We start from the raw sequence: 15,948 nt of genomic DNA, 5'->3' as shown, positions 1-15,948 counted from the left end.
AATTATATGCAGGGAAATAAAGAAACGGTTGCTGTCATTGGAGCAGGAAGCTGGGGAACTGCCCTTGCAATGGTCCTGGCTGACAATGGACATCCAGTTCGGTTGTGGAGCCATAATGAAGGCCAGGTTGAAGAGATTAATCAATTCCATACGAACAAAAAATATTTGCCAGAAATTTTACTACCTGACTTAATAGTAGGTTATGCATCATTACATGATGCATTATCTGATATCAAAACAGTTATCCTTGCAGTGCCAACGAAAGCCATACGCGAAGTACTTGGAAAAATGAAGTCCGTAGAGAGCTCACCCTTAATTATTGCACATGTTAGTAAAGGGATTGAACCAGACTCTCTTCTGCGCGTCTCAGAAGTCATTAAGGAAGAAATGCCTAGTGAGCTGTTGAAAGCTGTTGTAGTGCTCTCAGGCCCCAGCCATGCAGAAGAAGTTAGTAAAAGGCATCCAACAACTGTTACCGTATCTTCGGAGGATATGGAAGCTGCAGAAGAAATTCAAGACTTGTTTATTAACCTTAATTTTCGGGTCTATACAAATCCAGATGTAATAGGTGTAGAAATCGGCGGCGCGTTAAAGAATATCATCGCTTTGGCTGCGGGAATTACGGACGGGCTTGGGTATGGTGATAATGCAAAGGCGGCTTTAATGACAAGAGGATTAGCTGAAATAGCTAGACTTGGAACCAAAATGGGGGCAAATCCACTAACTTTCTCAGGATTAACCGGAATTGGGGACTTAATTGTTACGTGTACCAGTGTCCATTCAAGGAACTGGAGAGCTGGAAATTTACTTGGTAAAGGTAAAAACCTTGATGAGGTTCTTGATAACATGGGAATGGTTGTAGAAGGTGTTAGGACAACGAAAGCGGCCTATCAGCTTTCAAAAAAGTATGATGTCAGCATGCCGATTACATGTGTCCTCTATGATGTATTGTTTAATGGTAAAAATGCAAAAGATGCAGTTGATGTATTAATGGCTCGTGGTAAAACCCATGAAATGGAAGATTTAGTGAATATTCTTGAAGAAAGAAACCTCGAGGAGTAAAAATTGTGCATTTTTCACCGAAAAATAGGCATTCGATGATTCGCATTTAAATCTTTTTGCATACAATGCAAGCGAAGCACACGTGTAGTATGAACCGAAGCGTTATGGGTTGATTAGTCACTAAGACTGAAGTAAAGAATTCGCCCCTCTTTACTTCAGTTTTTTTATTGCCGTTAAACAAAATTTTTTTAAGAACCACCTCCCTTATGTTATAATAGCTTTCGGAATAAGGGGGGTGTCTTTTTGTCACCAGGAATGCTAAAAATGTGGATTTCAATTGCAGGTATGGGAATAATGTTTCTTGCTATTATTACAATTTATCTTAGCCGCTACAAGTTAAAAGGAGTCCTCAAGTTGATCACGGCTCTCCTTGCCTACATCTTTTTATTTATCTCGGCTATTACGTTATTCATTGTCCTTTTTACATAGGATGTTTTCGGAATTTAGTTGTTAAAATCCTAAAGCCGATTTTAACGTGGACCAAGCTATTTCGTGCATAAAATTAAGTTTGCGAGCTCTTTTCTTACAATTGAAGGCTATTTCGCAACAGGTCATAGCTCATCCACAGCTTTTATCTCCAAATGGATAAGGTTTAAGAAAAGAGCCTTACATAATAAGAAAAAAATAGGTGATTGTATGAATTGGAAAGTCATAGGCATCCTGCTTGTTTTTACTTCATTGTTCTTAACAGGCTGTATGTATCCTTCTGAGAAGTTAACACAGAACCAAATCCCATATCAAGACCAACTCCAAGCTGTTCAACAGGCTGTAAATTCCTTTAAGGAGGAAAATGGGGGAATTCTGCCGATTAAAACAAGGGAAGCAGATACGCCAATTTACCAAAAATATCCGATTGACTTTAAAAAAATTGCTCCCAAATATCTTGCAGAGCCGCCAGGTAATGCATTTGAAAGCGGCGGGATTTTCCAATACGTCCTTGTGGATGTAGAAACGAATCCAACTGTAAAGCTTTTAGATTTAAGAATGGCTGATGCCATTCGTGATATTAATGTCAGAATCAAAACAAATGGCTATCCGCCCTATAAAGACCAGCTAGCTAATCATGTGTATACACTTGATTACAACAAGCTAGGTTATAAGCAGGAACCGTACGCCGTTAGCCCGTTTTCAAATAAAAATCTTCCATTTGTGGTAACGACGAATGCAGAAGTGTATGTTGATTACCGTCAAGATCTATATCAAGAGCTTAAAAAAACGGACAAACAGATAATAACCGGTGAGGATATTCGAAATATTCTTGTGGAAAGTTCTATGTTTGTTCCGGCTTATTCTTTACCCTATATCGTCGATCCTGAGACCAACGAACCAGTTTTTTTAGAGAACTGAAGCTCTTTTCTTAAAAACAACTAACATAAGAATGCTAAATAGTCATAACCCTTCTCTTGCGAAATATATTGTAGGAGAAGGGTTTTTTTTAGGCACATTGGTGCCAGTTGCCAAATGGGATAAAGACAAATACGGAACGTGACTATATACCGTGTTACTTTACCAGAAACCCTCATACGATCAACTGTTCAGACACAACAGATACTAGCATATTCAAGGAATAAATCGTTAAGGGGGTAAAAAAATTTTTAAAAAGAGTCATAACAATATAGGACAACGTCATACACATATATTGTCCAAAAATATCTTAATGGATAATATTATCCCACTTTACTCTATGATCGGGAGGGGATCACTTGGAAAAGGTTGATATTTTCAAAGATATTGCCGAAAGAACCGGCGGTGATATTTATTTAGGAGTAGTTGGTGCTGTAAGAACAGGAAAATCCACATTTATTAAAAAATTTATGGAGCTCGTGGTTTTACCGAATATAGAAAATGAGGCAGAGAGATCTAGAACAGTTGATGAACTTCCTCAGAGTGCTGCAGGGAAAACAATCATGACAACGGAGCCTAAGTTTGTTCCGAATCAAGCTGCTTCCGTCCATGTTGACGAAGGTCTTAATGTAAATATAAGACTGGTTGACTGTGTCGGTTACACGGTTCCAGGTGCTAAAGGATATGAGGATGAAAATGGTCCTAGGATGATAACTACTCCTTGGTACGAAGAGCCAATTCCGTTCCATGAAGCTGCTGAAATTGGTACTAGAAAGGTGATCCAAGAACATTCCACAATAGGTGTAGTTGTTACTACGGATGGAACTATTGGTGAGATACCAAGAAGTAACTATATTGAGGCTGAAGAAAGAGTGATAAACGAGTTGAAAGAGGTTGGCAAACCATTCATTATGGTCGTCAACAGCGCGCAGCCATATCACCCAAGCACGGAAACACTCAGGTCTAGCTTAGCGGAAAAGTATGATATTCCAGTACTAGCGATGAGTGTAGAAAGCATGCGTGACAGTGATGTTCTTAATGTTCTAAGAGAAGCTTTATATGAATTCCCAGTACTTGAGGTTAATGTTAATCTCCCAAGCTGGGTAATGGTGTTAAGGGAGAATCACTGGCTGCGTGAAAGCTATCAAGAAGCAGTAAAAGAAACAGTTAAAGATATCAAAAGATTAAGAGATGTTGATAGGGTTGTGCAGCAATTTAGCGACTTTGACTACATTGAAAGTGCTGGCCTAGCAGGAATTGAAATGGGTCAAGGTGTAGCAGAGATTGATTTATTTGCACCAGATGAACTTTATGATGATATTTTAAAAGAAATCGTCGGTGTGGAAATTAGAGGAAAAGATCATCTCCTAGAGTTAATGCAGGATTTTGCTCATGCAAAAGCAGAATATGATCATATTTCAGACGCACTAAGGATGGTGAAGCAGACTGGATACGGTATTGCATCTCCATCACTTTCAGATATGAGCCTTGAAGAACCTGAAATTATCCGTCAAGGTGCGAGGTTCGGGGTAAGGCTGCGAGCGGTGGCTCCATCCATTCATATGATAAAGGTCGATGTTGAATCTGAGTTTGCCCCGATTATTGGTACGGAAAAGCAAAGTGAAGAACTCGTCCGTTATTTAATGCAGGATTTTGAAGATGATCCATTATCCATCTGGAATTCTGATATTTTTGGCCGCTCTTTAAGTTCTATCGTTAGGGAAGGGATTCAAGCAAAGCTATCCTTAATGCCAGAGAACGCAAGATATAAATTAAAAGAAACATTAGAAAGAATTATAAACGAAGGATCAGGCGGCCTAATCGCTATAATCCTGTAAGCAGAAGACTCCAAATATGGAGTCTTTTTTGATTTTACAAAAAACAACACTCAATCTTGTCGAAAATAGTAGAAATTTGTAGAAATGAAGAAAAGATTACCATTATTTCATGAAATATTCTTGATAAGCGTAAATGATTGTGATAATCTTTTAACAGACCTACGTTTGGTGCTTAAAACCTTTATATAATAAGGTTTCTTATTAAAAAAGTGAATTAAAAAACAAAAGCAGTAATTTTTGATTACTTTTCCAATAAAACCGCGCTATGACGTATAGAATTAAGGAAAATTGTTTAGAAATGTAGATAAGAACTCTTATTTACGATTCTTTACTTAATATACTGGGAGGAGGTGAATAGCATGAACAAAACAGAACTAATTAACGCAGTTGCAGAAGCAAGCGAGCTTTCTAAAAAAGACGCTACAAAAGCAGTCGATGCTGTTTTTGATTCAATTCTAGATGCTTTGAAAAATGGTGATAAAGTCCAATTAATCGGTTTTGGTAACTTTGAAGTACGCGAACGTGCAGCACGTAAAGGCCGCAATCCTCAAACTGGTGAGGAAATCGAAATTGGTGCAAGCAAAGTTCCTGCTTTCAAACCAGGTAAAGCGCTTAAAGACGCAGTAAAATAATTACATAAATTTATTGCCTCGGCAAAAAGGTCATGGTAACCTCCATGGCCTTTTTTCTATGCTGATGGTAACTTTGAACTTGTCTAGCGCAAGCAGCCTAGGGGCTCGTAGTGATAGGCCGCCCCTGTTCAAGCCGCTTCCGCTTTTCTATATCTCTTTTGTTGTGCTAATATGTAATAGTCGTTTATACTTGTTTGATATACAGTAGGGGGAATATGCATGACTGAAGTAAATCGTACCCAAATTGAAGAGGCGGTACGTTTAATCTTAACGGCGATTGGGGAAGATCCCAACAGAGAAGGCCTGCTCGATACGCCGAAACGAGTTGCAAAAATGTATGAAGAAGTTTTTAGCGGATTAAAGGAAGATCCGAAGAAACACTTTGAGACTATTTTCAGTGAAGACCATGAAGAACTAGTTTTGGTGAAGGATATCCCGTTTTATTCTATGTGTGAACATCATCTTGTACCATTCTTCGGGTCAGCTCATGTTGCATATATACCAAAAAATGGACGTGTAACTGGTTTAAGTAAATTGGCAAGGGCTGTAGAGGCGGTCTCTAAAAGACCACAATTACAGGAGAGAATTACTTCAACCATAGCTGATAGTATAATGGAAAAATTAGATCCTCATGGGGTAATGGTCGTTGTCGAGGCAGAACATATGTGTATGACGATGCGCGGTGTAAAGAAACCTGGTTCAAAAACAGTGACAACAGCAGTAAGGGGCAATCTTGTCAAGGATACAATCGCTCGATCTGAAATTCTAACTTTAATTAAGAATTAAGTGGGGGATACTATGGAAAAGCGAGAAACGCAAAACAGTGACTTTGTTGTGATAAAAGCAATTGATGATGGGGTTAGTGTGATTGGATTGACTCGAGGAACAGATACTAAATTTCATCACTCTGAAAAGCTTGATAAAGGGGAAGTATTAATTGCCCAATTTACAGAACATACTTCAGCAATAAAAATTAGAGGAAATGCAAAAATATTGACTCAGTTTGGCGAAATTGAAAGCGAAAATAATAAGTAATGAGAGTAAAGTCTATATAGTAAACACTACTTATTTTTTATATGCTAATTTCCCTTCGGTAGAAATGTATTTATTTTGTGAATTTCTGCCCATACATAAGCTTTTATGATATAATTGTCACTGCCTTGTTTAAACAAAAGGAACATAATAAATATATAAATTCGGGGAAGCAAGGGTGATTAAATTGCCAGACATTCGACAAAAGTTTACAGACATTAAGGAGCAAGTTGAGCAAAAAGTATATCATTCTTACTTGCTTAAACATATTGATATGCCTGTAATTGATGAAGATAAACTGCTTATTCTCGTATCCATCATGGATAGGCTCGAATTGTCTTACAATGAGTTAAAGAATTACGCAACGACAACAATGCTAATACAAATTGCCCTTGATACCCATGAGCATATATCGAATGCAACTGTTGATGAAATTAATAGACAATTAACAGTCCTAGCTGGGGACTATTATAGTGGATTGTATTATAAACTATTGGCTGAGTCAGAAGATATCAATATGATAAGAGAGCTCTCAAGAGGGGTAAAAGAAGTTAATGAACATAAAGTGTCCATTTATCAAAAAGAACTGAATGGAATCGAAAATTTAATGACAAGTATAAAAAAAATTGAAAGCTCTTTACTTGTTAAATTCTCCGGACGTTTTAAAGTAGACTTATGGAATGACTTTATTGTAAATTTATTTTTCTTTAAGCGCTTGCTTTTCGAAAAGAAACTTTTTTTGGAAACTGGAAGCAGCATCATGTTCGAATCAATGAAGGATTTTATTAGTCCTATTAAAAATCTTTCAGTAAATAAATTGTCAGATAATCAGCAGAGAGATTTGCTTGTGATTTGTGATCGTTATCTTGATTCTTCCAAACAATTTCTTATAAAAGGAATAAGTCAGCTCCCATATTTAAATGATATGCTTGAAGCTAGAATTACTTCGATCATTAATGAACATCAACCATTTGCGAAATCTTTAGTGGAAGAAGGGTAAGCATATGCAGCAATCCAAAGAACAACGAGTTCATAAGGTTTTTGAGAAAATTTCCGATAACTACGATAAAATGAACTCTGTGATAAGTTTTCAACAACACATTAAATGGCGTAAAGATACCATGAAAAGAATGAATGTCAAGCCAGGTTCGAAAGCGCTGGATGTTTGTTGTGGAACAGGGGACTGGACGATTGCACTATCTGAGGCTGTTGGTCCATCTGGTGAGGTTACTGGATTGGACTTTAGTCAGAATATGCTAAATGTTGGGATCGAAAAAGTAAAAAGCATGGGTTTAAAACATGTGAATTTAGTTCATGGAAATGCCATGGAGCTGCCTTTTCCTGATAATAGCTTCGACTATGTAACAATAGGTTTTGGTTTAAGAAATGTGCCGGATTATCTTCAGGTATTAAAAGAAATGAACCGTGTAGTTAAGCCGGGCGGGATTGCAGTCTGTTTAGAAACCTCCCAGCCTACTCTTATAGGGTATAAACAACTTTATTATTTTTATTTCCGTTTTATCATGCCAATGTTTGGTAAATTATTTGCTAAAAGCTACGAAGAATACTCATGGCTTCAAGAATCTGCACGTGATTTCCCTGGTATGAAAGAATTAGCGAGAATGTTTGAAACTGCAGGCTTCAAAAATGTTTTTTATAAACCATATAGCGGCGGCGCGGCAGCGGTTCATATAGGACATAAAAAGTAATTTTTTTGATATGTAAACAGGATGAAAAGCTGGTGAATACAAATGAAATTAAAGATGATGTATTCATTTTTGAATTCAGATATTAATTTAATCGAAAAAAAATTAGAAGAGACAATCCAGGCGGACTCTCTTCTTTTGAAACGGGCTTCATTGCACACCCTGCGGGCAGGAGGTAAAAGAATTCGGCCTGTTTTTGTTTTATTGGCTGGAAAGTTTGGCCAGTACGATATTAATGTAATGAAAAACGTTGCCGTTGCACTTGAACTTATTCATATGGCTTCCCTTGTGCATGATGATGTCATCGACAATGCCGATATTAGAAGGGGTCAGCCAACGGTTAAAGCGAAATGGGACAACAAGACGGCCATGTATACGGGTGACTTTATTTTTGCGCTCTCGTTGGAATTGATGAGTGAAATTAATAAGCCCTTAGCTCATAAAATATTAGCCAATACCATTGTTGAAGTATCTGTGGGTGAAATCCAGCAGATTAAAGATAAATATCGATTTAATCAGAATCTTAGGGATTATTTGCGCAGAATTAAAAGAAAGACAGCCTTGTTAATCTCTGCCAGCTGTCAGCTGGGTGCGATTACTGCTGATGTTGAGGAATCCATACATAAAAAATTATACCGATTTGGATATTACGTCGGCATGGCATTTCAGATAACAGATGATATTTTGGATTTTACCTCGACGGAAGAGGAACTTGGTAAGCCAGCTGGCAGTGACTTACTTCAGGGAAATATCACAGCTCCTGCTCTCTATGCAATGGAAAACGATCAGATTCGGTTTGAGATTGAAAAGGTTCACGAGGATATGGAGCCTATTCAAATACAAAAAATCATCTCCCTTATTAAAGAGTCTGGTGCTATAGAAAGGTCCATCGCATTAAGCGATATGTACCTAAAAAAGGCACTAGCCGTACTAGAAGAACTACCCGCGAACAAAGCAAATAAGACACTGCGAGATATCGCAAAGTTTATTGGAAGACGGAAATATTGAGAAAAAGAGAGTCAAACCATGGTTTACTCTCTTTTTCTGTCAATTTTTTAATTGAAATCGCTTTCGACTTGCGAAATATTCTAAAAAATGTTAACATCTTCATGGATTGTCCCACTATGGCAATTATTATACATACTATTTTAGGAGTGGAATTCATGGAAAAAACATTTTTAATGGTGAAGCCTGACGGTGTACAGCGTAATTTAATCGGAGAAATCGTTGGTCGTTTTGAAAAGAAGGGTTTCCAATTAGCAGGCGCTAAATTAATGAGCATTCCAACTGAACTTGCCCAGGAGCACTATGGCGAGCATAAAGAACGTCCGTTTTTTGGTGAGTTAGTAGATTTCATCACATCCGGACCTGTTTTTGCAATGGTTTGGCAAGGTGAAAATGTTATTGCTACAGCACGTCAAATGATGGGATCAACAAATCCTAAGGATGCCGCACCAGGTACTATACGTGGAGATTTTGGTTTAACTGTTGGAAAGAATGTTATTCACGGATCTGATTCTCCTGCAAGCGCTGAACGTGAAATTGGGTTGTTTTTTAAAGACGGCGGCGTTGTAGAGTACAGTAAACTCGTGAATGAATGGATTTATTAATTTCGGGTAAAAGGCACTTGTATCCTTGATACAGGTGCTTTTTTGTATGCGTATTCATCAGAATTAAAAAAATATTTTGTTAACAAATAGTGTACAAAAGGGTGAAACGTGTTTATCATTAATTAAATAAGCATCCATCAATTTATGCTATTTTCAGATAATTATACTAGGTTTATTGGTCTTAATATGGTATATTGATAAAAATCCTTTAATGAGTTGAAGGGGGAAAGAGTAATGGGAATGAGATATTTAACAGCAGGAGAATCACACGGTCCACAATTAACGACTATTTTAGAGGGACTGCCAGCAGGGATGCCCTTATTGGCTGAAGATATTAATACAGAGCTTGCAAGGCGGCAGCAAGGTTATGGCCGCGGAAGAAGAATGCAAATAGAAAAAGATACAGTTCAAATTACATCTGGAGTTCGTCATGGCCAAACACTTGGATCTCCGATTTGCTTAGTGGTAGAGAACAATGACTGGAAGCATTGGACTAAAATTATGGGAGCAGATCCATTAATTGAAGGACAAGAAGATGAAGTAAAACGTAAAATAACGAGACCAAGACCTGGTCATGCTGACTTAAATGGTGCGATAAAATACGGTCATCGAGATATGAGAAATGTTCTTGAACGTTCATCAGCACGAGAGACTACGGTAAGAGTAGCGGCCGGTGCAGTTGCTAAGAAACTTTTATCTCTAGTTGGAGTTACACTTGTTTCACATGTTGTTGAAATAGGTGGTATTAAGGCTAAAGCCAACCCTGATTTAACCTTTGAAGAGTTAAAGGAAAGAACAGAGCTTTCACCTGTACGCTGCGCCGATAAAGAGGTAGAGCAGGAAATGATGGATGCGATTGACAATGCGAAGAAGAACGGCGATTCCATTGGTGGTGTTGTTGAAGTAATCGCAACCGGTATGCCAGCAGGGGTAGGCAGCTATGTTCAATATGATAGGAAATTAGATGCAAAACTTGCGGCAGCTATTGTAAGCATTAATGCATTTAAAGGAGTAGAGATTGGAATTGGCTTTGAAGCAGCAAGTAAGCCAGGAAGCGAAGTCCATGACGAAATTGTTTGGGATAAAGAAAATGGCTATACCCGCAAAACTAATCGTCTTGGCGGTTTTGAAGGCGGCATGACTAATGGGATGCCAATTGTTGTGCGCGGAGTAATGAAGCCTATACCAACGCTTTATAAGCCGTTAATGAGTGTGGATATCGATACGAAGGAGCCTTTTTCTGCAAGTGTTGAGCGTTCAGACAGCTGTGCAGTTCCTGCCGCAGCAGTGGTTGCAGAGAATGTTGTAGCATGGGAACTAGCTAATTCACTTATTGAGCAATTCTATAGTGATCGTTTCGAAACATTTGCCGCCGAAATTAAGCGCCAGCGTGATTACGCGAGGGAATTTTAATGGAAGCTATTAAAATCCAAACAAGCTCGAAACAGTATGAGGTGTTTGTTGGCGAAGGTGTACGGAGTGAAATAAGCACTTTTTTATCATCAAACTTTAGTGATCTGACTAGAATATTAATTATTACGGATGAAACCGTTGGAAAATTACACATGGATAAATTAGCACCACTTATATCCCAATGGGAACCTGCTATTTTTACTGCTCCAGGCGGAGAAAAAGCCAAAACATTCGAGGTTTTCTATGAAGCCTTATCGACGGCTTTGGAAAACCGCTTAGACCGAAAATCCCTTATTATTGCATTTGGCGGCGGTGCGGTGGGTGACCTATCGGGTTTTGTAGCAGCATCATTTATGAGGGGAATACCCTTTATTCAAGTGCCAACGACAATCCTTGCCCATGATAGCGCGGTTGGTGGAAAAGTGGCTATTAATCATCCGCTAGGCAAAAATATGATTGGAGCTTTCCACCAGCCGGAGGCTGTTTTTTACGACCTTGAATTGCTTCATACACTTTCTAAACAAGAAATTCGATCTGGTTTTGCGGAAGTTATTAAGCATGCCCTTATTTATGATAACAACTTTTATAAATGGTTAAAATCAGATATTCACCGTCTTGACGCCTTATCATCTCGACAATTATTTGAATCACTCACAAAAGGGATTCAAATCAAAAATGAATTTGTATCAAAGGATGAAAGAGAAACGGGGATTCGTGCTTATCTAAATTTTGGACATACACTAGGTCATGCCATTGAATCGGAAATGGGCTACGGGAATTTTACACATGGTGAAGCCGTTATGATTGGAATGGTATTTGCCTTAAAGCTAAGTAAAGAGGTAGCAGGGTTATCTTTTGATATAGATGAGTTTGTTACCTGGGTTCAAGAACTTGGCTATCAAACAGAGATTCCGGCGCATCTTTCCACTGAACGTTTGCTGTCAAAAATGAAGCAAGATAAAAAGTCATCAGGCGGGTCTGTTAAATTTGTATTATTAGAGCAGATTGGAAAACCGAAGCTCCAGGAGCTTTCGGATGACTTTTTACTAAATCACATTAGAAATTTTTAAGGTTGTATTTGTATAGATTGTTGTTAAAATCTTAAAGCCGATTTTAACGTGGAAATAGCAATTTTGCGCTTTAGAATTTAGTTTGTAGGCTCTTTTCTTATTAAATTATTTTTTCTATGGAAACTTGGCACAATCATTAAACTTGTTCAAAAATCATCATAGTTAAAGAAAAGAGCCGTATTAAAAACAAGGAGGGACTTGTCATGATTAGAGGGATGAGGGGAGCAATCACTGTAGATAGCAATTCCGAAGAAGTAATCGTATCTGCAACAGAAGAGCTTTTAAAACAATTAATCGAGAGAAACAATATCCTCCCAGAGCAGGTTGCTTCTGTTTTTATTTCAACAACAGAGGACCTGAACGCAGCCTTTCCGGCGAGAGCACTGCGTAAATTTGATGGCTGGACTTATGTACCGGTTATGTGTATGAGAGAATTGCCAGTAATAAATTCTTTACCAATGTGCGTTAGAGTAATGCTGCACGTGAATACAACTGTTAAACAGGAAGAAGTTGTTCATGTTTATTTAAACGGAGCAAAGGTCCTGCGACCAGATTTAGGCAATACTGTGGCCAAGTAGAAAGCAAATTATTAATACGGATGGAGTGGAGATAAAATGAGATGGAAAAAACAGTTATTAAGCCTGACTCCATATCAGCCAGGAAAATCAATTGAATCAGTTAAGAAACAATATAAATTAGACCAGATTGTTAAACTTGCATCTAATGAGAATCCTTTTGGGTGTTCTCCGAAAGTACTTTCTGCATTAGAAAGGAATCAGCCTGACCTTCCTATTTACCCTGATGGCTATATGACGAACTTAAGGGAATCCGTTGCTTCTTTTTTAAATGTCAGCCAAGAAGAACTCATATTTGGTAATGGTTCTGATAACCTAATTCAAATTATTTCAAGGGCTCTCTTACATCCGGGTGCTAACACTGTAATGGCGACCCCTTCCTTCTCGCAATACAAACATAATGCGGTAATTGAAGGAGCAGAGATAAGGGAAATCCCTTTACTTGATGGTCAACATGATTTAGAGAAAATGTATAATGCCATCGATGATCAGACGAATGTTGTCTGGGTATGCAGCCCTAATAATCCAACGGGTACATATGTATCAGAAAATAAATTAATTGCATTCTTGGATAAGGTCTCTTCCGATGTTTTAGTAGTCCTCGATGAAGCGTATTATGAATACGTTTTTGCAGATGATTATTATAATTCAATTGAATTAACACGCTCATATCCCAATCTAATCGTGTTACGAACTTTTTCTAAAATATATGGTATTTCCTCATTAAGGGTAGGCTATGGCGTTGCGAACAAAGAGATTGTTAAAGCGCTGGAACCTGCAAGAGAACCGTTCAATGTTAATTCATTTGGACAGGTGGCGGCACAAGCTGCACTTAGTGACCAAGAGTTTGTTCAAACTTGTAAAGAAAAGAACAAACAAGGTTTAAATCAATTTTATAAATTCTGTGAACAGCACAAGCTTAGCTATTATCCTTCTCAAACTAATTTTATTTTAATAAATATTAATGCTGATGCAGACAAAGGGTTTCAATTTCTTTTAGAAAAAGGCTTTATTGTTAGATCGGGTAAAGCATTAGGATTCCCAACCTCTTTAAGGATTACAGTTGGTACGGAAGAGCAAAATGAGGGTGTGCTTAAAGCGTTAGGAGAATTTCTAGCTGAACAACATACAGCTCAGCTCAGTGGAAATTAGGGGGACTGCCAATGATAGGCCGGGTGTTTGTAATTGGGCTTGGGTTAATTGGCGGTTCCTTGGCTCTATGTATTAGAAAAGAACATAAAGATGCTTTTATTGTTGGCTATGATATTAATCAAGAACAAGCTAGGCTTGCAAAAATGCTTGGTGTTATTGATGAAGTGGCTGATGATATAGCTGATGGAGCTAAAACCGCAGATTTAATTATTATTTCCGCACCAGTAATTGAAACGGAAGCGATCATTCACTTATTGTCGGAGCAATCGTTAAAACCAGAAGTTATCATTACTGATACAGGAAGTACAAAAAGTAAAATTGTTGCCAATGCTGCTGGTTTAAAGAATAATGGATACACCTTTATTGGCGGTCATCCGATGGCTGGTTCCCATAAAAGTGGTGTGTCAGCTGCAAAAGAAATTCTTTTTGAGAATGCTTTTTATCTATTAACACCAGAGGACCACATTGAAAACTCAAAAGTGGAACTGTTAAAGACATGGCTCAAAGGTACAAATGCAAAATTCTTAAGTGTTACCCCCAAAACCCATGATTATTTAACTGGAATTGTAAGTCATTTCCCTCATATCATTGCAGCCTCGATTGTTCGCCAAACGGAAAGGTTAGCGGATGAAGAGAGTCTTATTCCACGTCTAGCAGCAGGCGGGTTTAGAGATATTACAAGGATAGCTTCTAGCAGTCCTGCAATGTGGAAGGATATATTACTTCATAATCGCGAGGTTTTAATAGAGTTAATTGATAAATGGAAGGAAGAAATGGATGAGGTGAAGGAGTTACTCGAGGAAGAAAATAGTGATGAAATTTTCCGCTATTTTCAGCAGGCCAAGCAATACCGTGATGGATTGCCTGTAAGAGAAAAGGGAGCAATTCCTTCATTCTACGATCTATTTGTCGACGTTCCGGATTATCCTGGTAGTGTTTCTGAGGTTACTGGATACTTAGCAAAAGAAAATATTAGTATAACGAATATTCGCATTTTAGAAACACGAGAAGATGAGATTTATGGAGTACTAGTCATTAGTTTTCAAACAGAAGAGGACAGGCAGCGTGCAGAGAGATGTATTCACAATTGCTCAAGCTACGCAACCTCAATTGGAATATAAATTGATTTGAATATGGGTGATTACATGGAAATAATAGAATTACAGCCAACAGTGAAAGGCTTAAAAGGTGTTATTGAAATACCTGGGGATAAATCAATTTCTCATCGATCAGTAATGTTTGGCTCCATAGCCGATGGAGTTACAAGGGTAACGAATTTTCTTCCCGGTGATGATTGTTTGAGCACGATTTCCTGTTTTAGAAAATTAGGGGTCGTAATTGAAGAAAATGAAAATGAAATAACCATTTATGGAAACGGGTTTGATGGGTTAAAGGAACCTAATGACCTATTGGACGTTGGTAATTCTGGAACAACGATTCGACTATTATTAGGTATTTTAGCAGGGAGACCATTCCACTCTTCTCTTATAGGTGACCATTCAATTGGTAAAAGACCGATGACTAGGGTAACAGAACCGCTCAAAACGATGGGTGCAAAAATCGATGGCCGTAAAAGTGGTGAGTTTACCCCCCTCAGCGTGCGTGGCGGCAGCTTAAAACCGATTCATTATAAAATGCCTGTGGCAAGTGCTCAGGTCAAGTCAGCTCTTATTCTTGCCGGTTTACAAGCTGAGGGAGAGTCAACGATCATTGAAAAAGCTGAATCACGCGACCATACGGAAAGAATGATCCGGAAGTTTGGCGGTGAAATTCAGAAAGATAATCGTACGATTACGGTAAAAGGCGGTCAAAAGCTTTACGCTTCTGATATCCATGTTCCTGGAGATATTTCTTCCGCTGCGTTTTTCCTAGTTGCTGGAGCGATTGTACCTGACAGTGAAATTGTTCTAAAGAATGTTGGTCTTAATCCTACAAGGACAGGTATCATTGAGGTTATGAATCAAATGGGAGCTGCAATCGAGATTCATAACCATGATAAAGATTCTTTTGAACCAGCTGGTGATATTACAATTAAAACTTCAAGTTTAAGAGGGACTGTCGTTGAGGGGGATGTAATCCCAAGACTTATCGATGAAATTCCAATCATTGCCTTATTAGCGACACAAGCCGAAGGGACAACGATTATAAAAGACGCCTCGGAGCTTAAAGTGAAAGAAACAAATCGAATTGATACAGTTGTGCAAGAACTAACAAAACTAGGTGCTTCAATAGAAGCAACCGAAGACGGAATGATTATTCATGGAGGTGCCTCTCTCAAAGGAGGAACTGTATCCAGCCATGGTGACCATAGAATTGGTATGATGCTTGCAATTGCATCTTTGCTATGCAAAGATCATGTTGAGCTGGAAAACCCAGAAGCCATTTCAGTTTCCTACCCAAATTTCTTCGGTCATTTAAATAGCCTAAAAAAATAAAGCTGCCACTCGGCGGCTTTTTTACATGATTTTTCCTGTCATAGTTTCTACAGCTGACACATAGCTTGTCTTAAAGAGG

General features: G+C 38.2%; 17 protein-coding genes. All 17 read left to right on the top strand.

Translation table 11 applies throughout. The features are described 5' to 3' along the window. Window positions 1–6: 6 nt before the first annotated feature. Window positions 7–1,062, top strand: coding sequence for an NAD(P)H-dependent glycerol-3-phosphate dehydrogenase (locus AC2TFD_RS21230; protein ID WP_335567278.1), 1,056 nt, complete (start codon window positions 7–9; stop codon window positions 1,060–1,062). A gap of 243 nt (window positions 1,063–1,305) precedes the next feature. Next, on the top strand, window positions 1,306–1,491 hold the full coding sequence (locus AC2TFD_RS21225; RefSeq protein WP_335516149.1) for a DUF2768 domain-containing protein: 186 nt from the start codon (window positions 1,306–1,308) through the stop codon (window positions 1,489–1,491). A 207-nt stretch (window positions 1,492–1,698) separates the two neighbouring features. Next, the gene (locus AC2TFD_RS21220) at window positions 1,699–2,409 is read left to right on the top strand and encodes a hypothetical protein (protein ID WP_484673914.1); all 711 of its coding nucleotides are present in this window, start codon (window positions 1,699–1,701) and stop codon (window positions 2,407–2,409) included. Between the two features lie 356 nt (window positions 2,410–2,765). Beyond that, window positions 2,766–4,244, top strand: coding sequence for a stage IV sporulation protein A (spoIVA, locus tag AC2TFD_RS21215; protein ID WP_335516143.1), 1,479 nt, complete (start codon window positions 2,766–2,768; stop codon window positions 4,242–4,244). 359 nt (window positions 4,245–4,603) lie between these two features. Beyond that, window positions 4,604–4,876 (top strand): non-specific DNA-binding protein Hbs, encoded by a 273-nt coding sequence (gene hbs / locus AC2TFD_RS21210; RefSeq protein WP_034676225.1) that lies wholly within the window; start codon window positions 4,604–4,606, stop codon window positions 4,874–4,876. 219 nt (window positions 4,877–5,095) lie between these two features. Continuing rightward, the gene (folE, locus tag AC2TFD_RS21205; RefSeq protein ID WP_335567276.1) at window positions 5,096–5,662 is read left to right on the top strand and encodes a GTP cyclohydrolase I FolE; all 567 of its coding nucleotides are present in this window, start codon (window positions 5,096–5,098) and stop codon (window positions 5,660–5,662) included. A gap of 12 nt (window positions 5,663–5,674) precedes the next feature. Continuing rightward, window positions 5,675–5,911 carry a trp RNA-binding attenuation protein MtrB gene (gene mtrB / locus AC2TFD_RS21200; RefSeq protein ID WP_335516134.1) on the top strand — a complete coding sequence of 79 codons (237 nt, stop codon included), beginning with the start codon at window positions 5,675–5,677 and terminating at the stop codon, window positions 5,909–5,911. 175 nt (window positions 5,912–6,086) lie between these two features. Next, on the top strand, window positions 6,087–6,908 hold the full coding sequence (locus tag AC2TFD_RS21195) for a heptaprenyl diphosphate synthase component 1 (protein ID WP_335567275.1): 822 nt from the start codon (window positions 6,087–6,089) through the stop codon (window positions 6,906–6,908). 4 nt (window positions 6,909–6,912) lie between these two features. Next, the gene (locus tag AC2TFD_RS21190) at window positions 6,913–7,617 is read left to right on the top strand and encodes a demethylmenaquinone methyltransferase (protein ID WP_335567274.1); all 705 of its coding nucleotides are present in this window, start codon (window positions 6,913–6,915) and stop codon (window positions 7,615–7,617) included. 42 nt (window positions 7,618–7,659) lie between these two features. Then, window positions 7,660–8,622, top strand: a complete 963-nt coding sequence (gene hepT, locus AC2TFD_RS21185; RefSeq protein ID WP_335516126.1) for a heptaprenyl diphosphate synthase component II — start codon at window positions 7,660–7,662, stop codon at window positions 8,620–8,622. Window positions 8,623–8,777: 155 nt separating this feature from the next. Then, window positions 8,778–9,224 carry a nucleoside-diphosphate kinase gene (gene ndk / locus AC2TFD_RS21180; protein ID WP_335567273.1) on the top strand — a complete coding sequence of 149 codons (447 nt, stop codon included), beginning with the start codon at window positions 8,778–8,780 and terminating at the stop codon, window positions 9,222–9,224. Window positions 9,225–9,464: 240 nt separating this feature from the next. Further along, a complete protein-coding gene (gene aroC, locus AC2TFD_RS21175) occupies window positions 9,465–10,637 on the top strand; it encodes a chorismate synthase (RefSeq protein ID WP_335567296.1) in 1,173 nt (390 codons plus the stop codon). Next, window positions 10,637–11,707: a 3-dehydroquinate synthase gene (gene aroB, locus AC2TFD_RS21170; protein WP_335567272.1), complete on the top strand. Its 1,071-nt coding sequence runs from the start codon at window positions 10,637–10,639 to the stop codon at window positions 11,705–11,707. The genes aroC and aroB overlap by 1 nt, the downstream gene beginning before the upstream one ends. A 203-nt stretch (window positions 11,708–11,910) precedes the next feature. Beyond that, the gene (aroH, locus tag AC2TFD_RS21165) at window positions 11,911–12,285 is read left to right on the top strand and encodes a chorismate mutase (RefSeq protein ID WP_335516116.1); all 375 of its coding nucleotides are present in this window, start codon (window positions 11,911–11,913) and stop codon (window positions 12,283–12,285) included. A 36-nt stretch (window positions 12,286–12,321) separates the two neighbouring features. After that, window positions 12,322–13,434: a histidinol-phosphate transaminase gene (hisC, locus tag AC2TFD_RS21160; RefSeq protein ID WP_335516113.1), complete on the top strand. Its 1,113-nt coding sequence runs from the start codon at window positions 12,322–12,324 to the stop codon at window positions 13,432–13,434. Window positions 13,435–13,445: 11 nt separating this feature from the next. Continuing rightward, window positions 13,446–14,555 (top strand): prephenate dehydrogenase, encoded by a 1,110-nt coding sequence (locus AC2TFD_RS21155; protein ID WP_484673913.1) that lies wholly within the window; start codon window positions 13,446–13,448, stop codon window positions 14,553–14,555. 24 nt (window positions 14,556–14,579) lie between these two features. Further along, window positions 14,580–15,869 carry a 3-phosphoshikimate 1-carboxyvinyltransferase gene (aroA, locus tag AC2TFD_RS21150; protein WP_335516110.1) on the top strand — a complete coding sequence of 430 codons (1,290 nt, stop codon included), beginning with the start codon at window positions 14,580–14,582 and terminating at the stop codon, window positions 15,867–15,869. Window positions 15,870–15,948: the final 79 nt, after the last annotated feature.

This window comes from Neobacillus sp. plas4 (assembly GCF_057221695.1).
The sequence above is the reverse complement of the archived record's forward strand: the minus strand, read 5'-3'. Positions and strand labels throughout refer to the sequence as shown.

Bases quoted from the DNA above. Each gene is read 5' to 3' on its own strand.
- AC2TFD_RS21230 (WP_335567278.1), top strand. From the start codon at position 7: ATGCAGGGAAATAAAGAAACGGTTGCTGTCATTGGAGCAGGAAGCTGG.
- AC2TFD_RS21220 (WP_484673914.1), top strand. From the start codon at position 1,699: ATGAATTGGAAAGTCATAGGCATCCTGCTTGTTTTTACTTCATTGTTC.
- hbs (WP_034676225.1), top strand. From the start codon at position 4,604: ATGAACAAAACAGAACTAATTAACGCAGTTGCAGAAGCAAGCGAGCTT.
- folE (WP_335567276.1), top strand. From the start codon at position 5,096: ATGACTGAAGTAAATCGTACCCAAATTGAAGAGGCGGTACGTTTAATC.
- mtrB (WP_335516134.1), top strand. From the start codon at position 5,675: ATGGAAAAGCGAGAAACGCAAAACAGTGACTTTGTTGTGATAAAAGCA.
- AC2TFD_RS21190 (WP_335567274.1), top strand. From the start codon at position 6,913: ATGCAGCAATCCAAAGAACAACGAGTTCATAAGGTTTTTGAGAAAATT.
- hepT (WP_335516126.1), top strand. From the start codon at position 7,660: ATGAAATTAAAGATGATGTATTCATTTTTGAATTCAGATATTAATTTA.
- ndk (WP_335567273.1), top strand. From the start codon at position 8,778: ATGGAAAAAACATTTTTAATGGTGAAGCCTGACGGTGTACAGCGTAAT.
- aroC (WP_335567296.1), top strand. From the start codon at position 9,465: ATGAGATATTTAACAGCAGGAGAATCACACGGTCCACAATTAACGACT.
- aroB (WP_335567272.1), top strand. From the start codon at position 10,637: ATGGAAGCTATTAAAATCCAAACAAGCTCGAAACAGTATGAGGTGTTT.
- aroH (WP_335516116.1), top strand. From the start codon at position 11,911: ATGATTAGAGGGATGAGGGGAGCAATCACTGTAGATAGCAATTCCGAA.
- hisC (WP_335516113.1), top strand. From the start codon at position 12,322: ATGAGATGGAAAAAACAGTTATTAAGCCTGACTCCATATCAGCCAGGA.
- AC2TFD_RS21155 (WP_484673913.1), top strand. From the start codon at position 13,446: ATGATAGGCCGGGTGTTTGTAATTGGGCTTGGGTTAATTGGCGGTTCC.
- aroA (WP_335516110.1), top strand. From the start codon at position 14,580: ATGGAAATAATAGAATTACAGCCAACAGTGAAAGGCTTAAAAGGTGTT.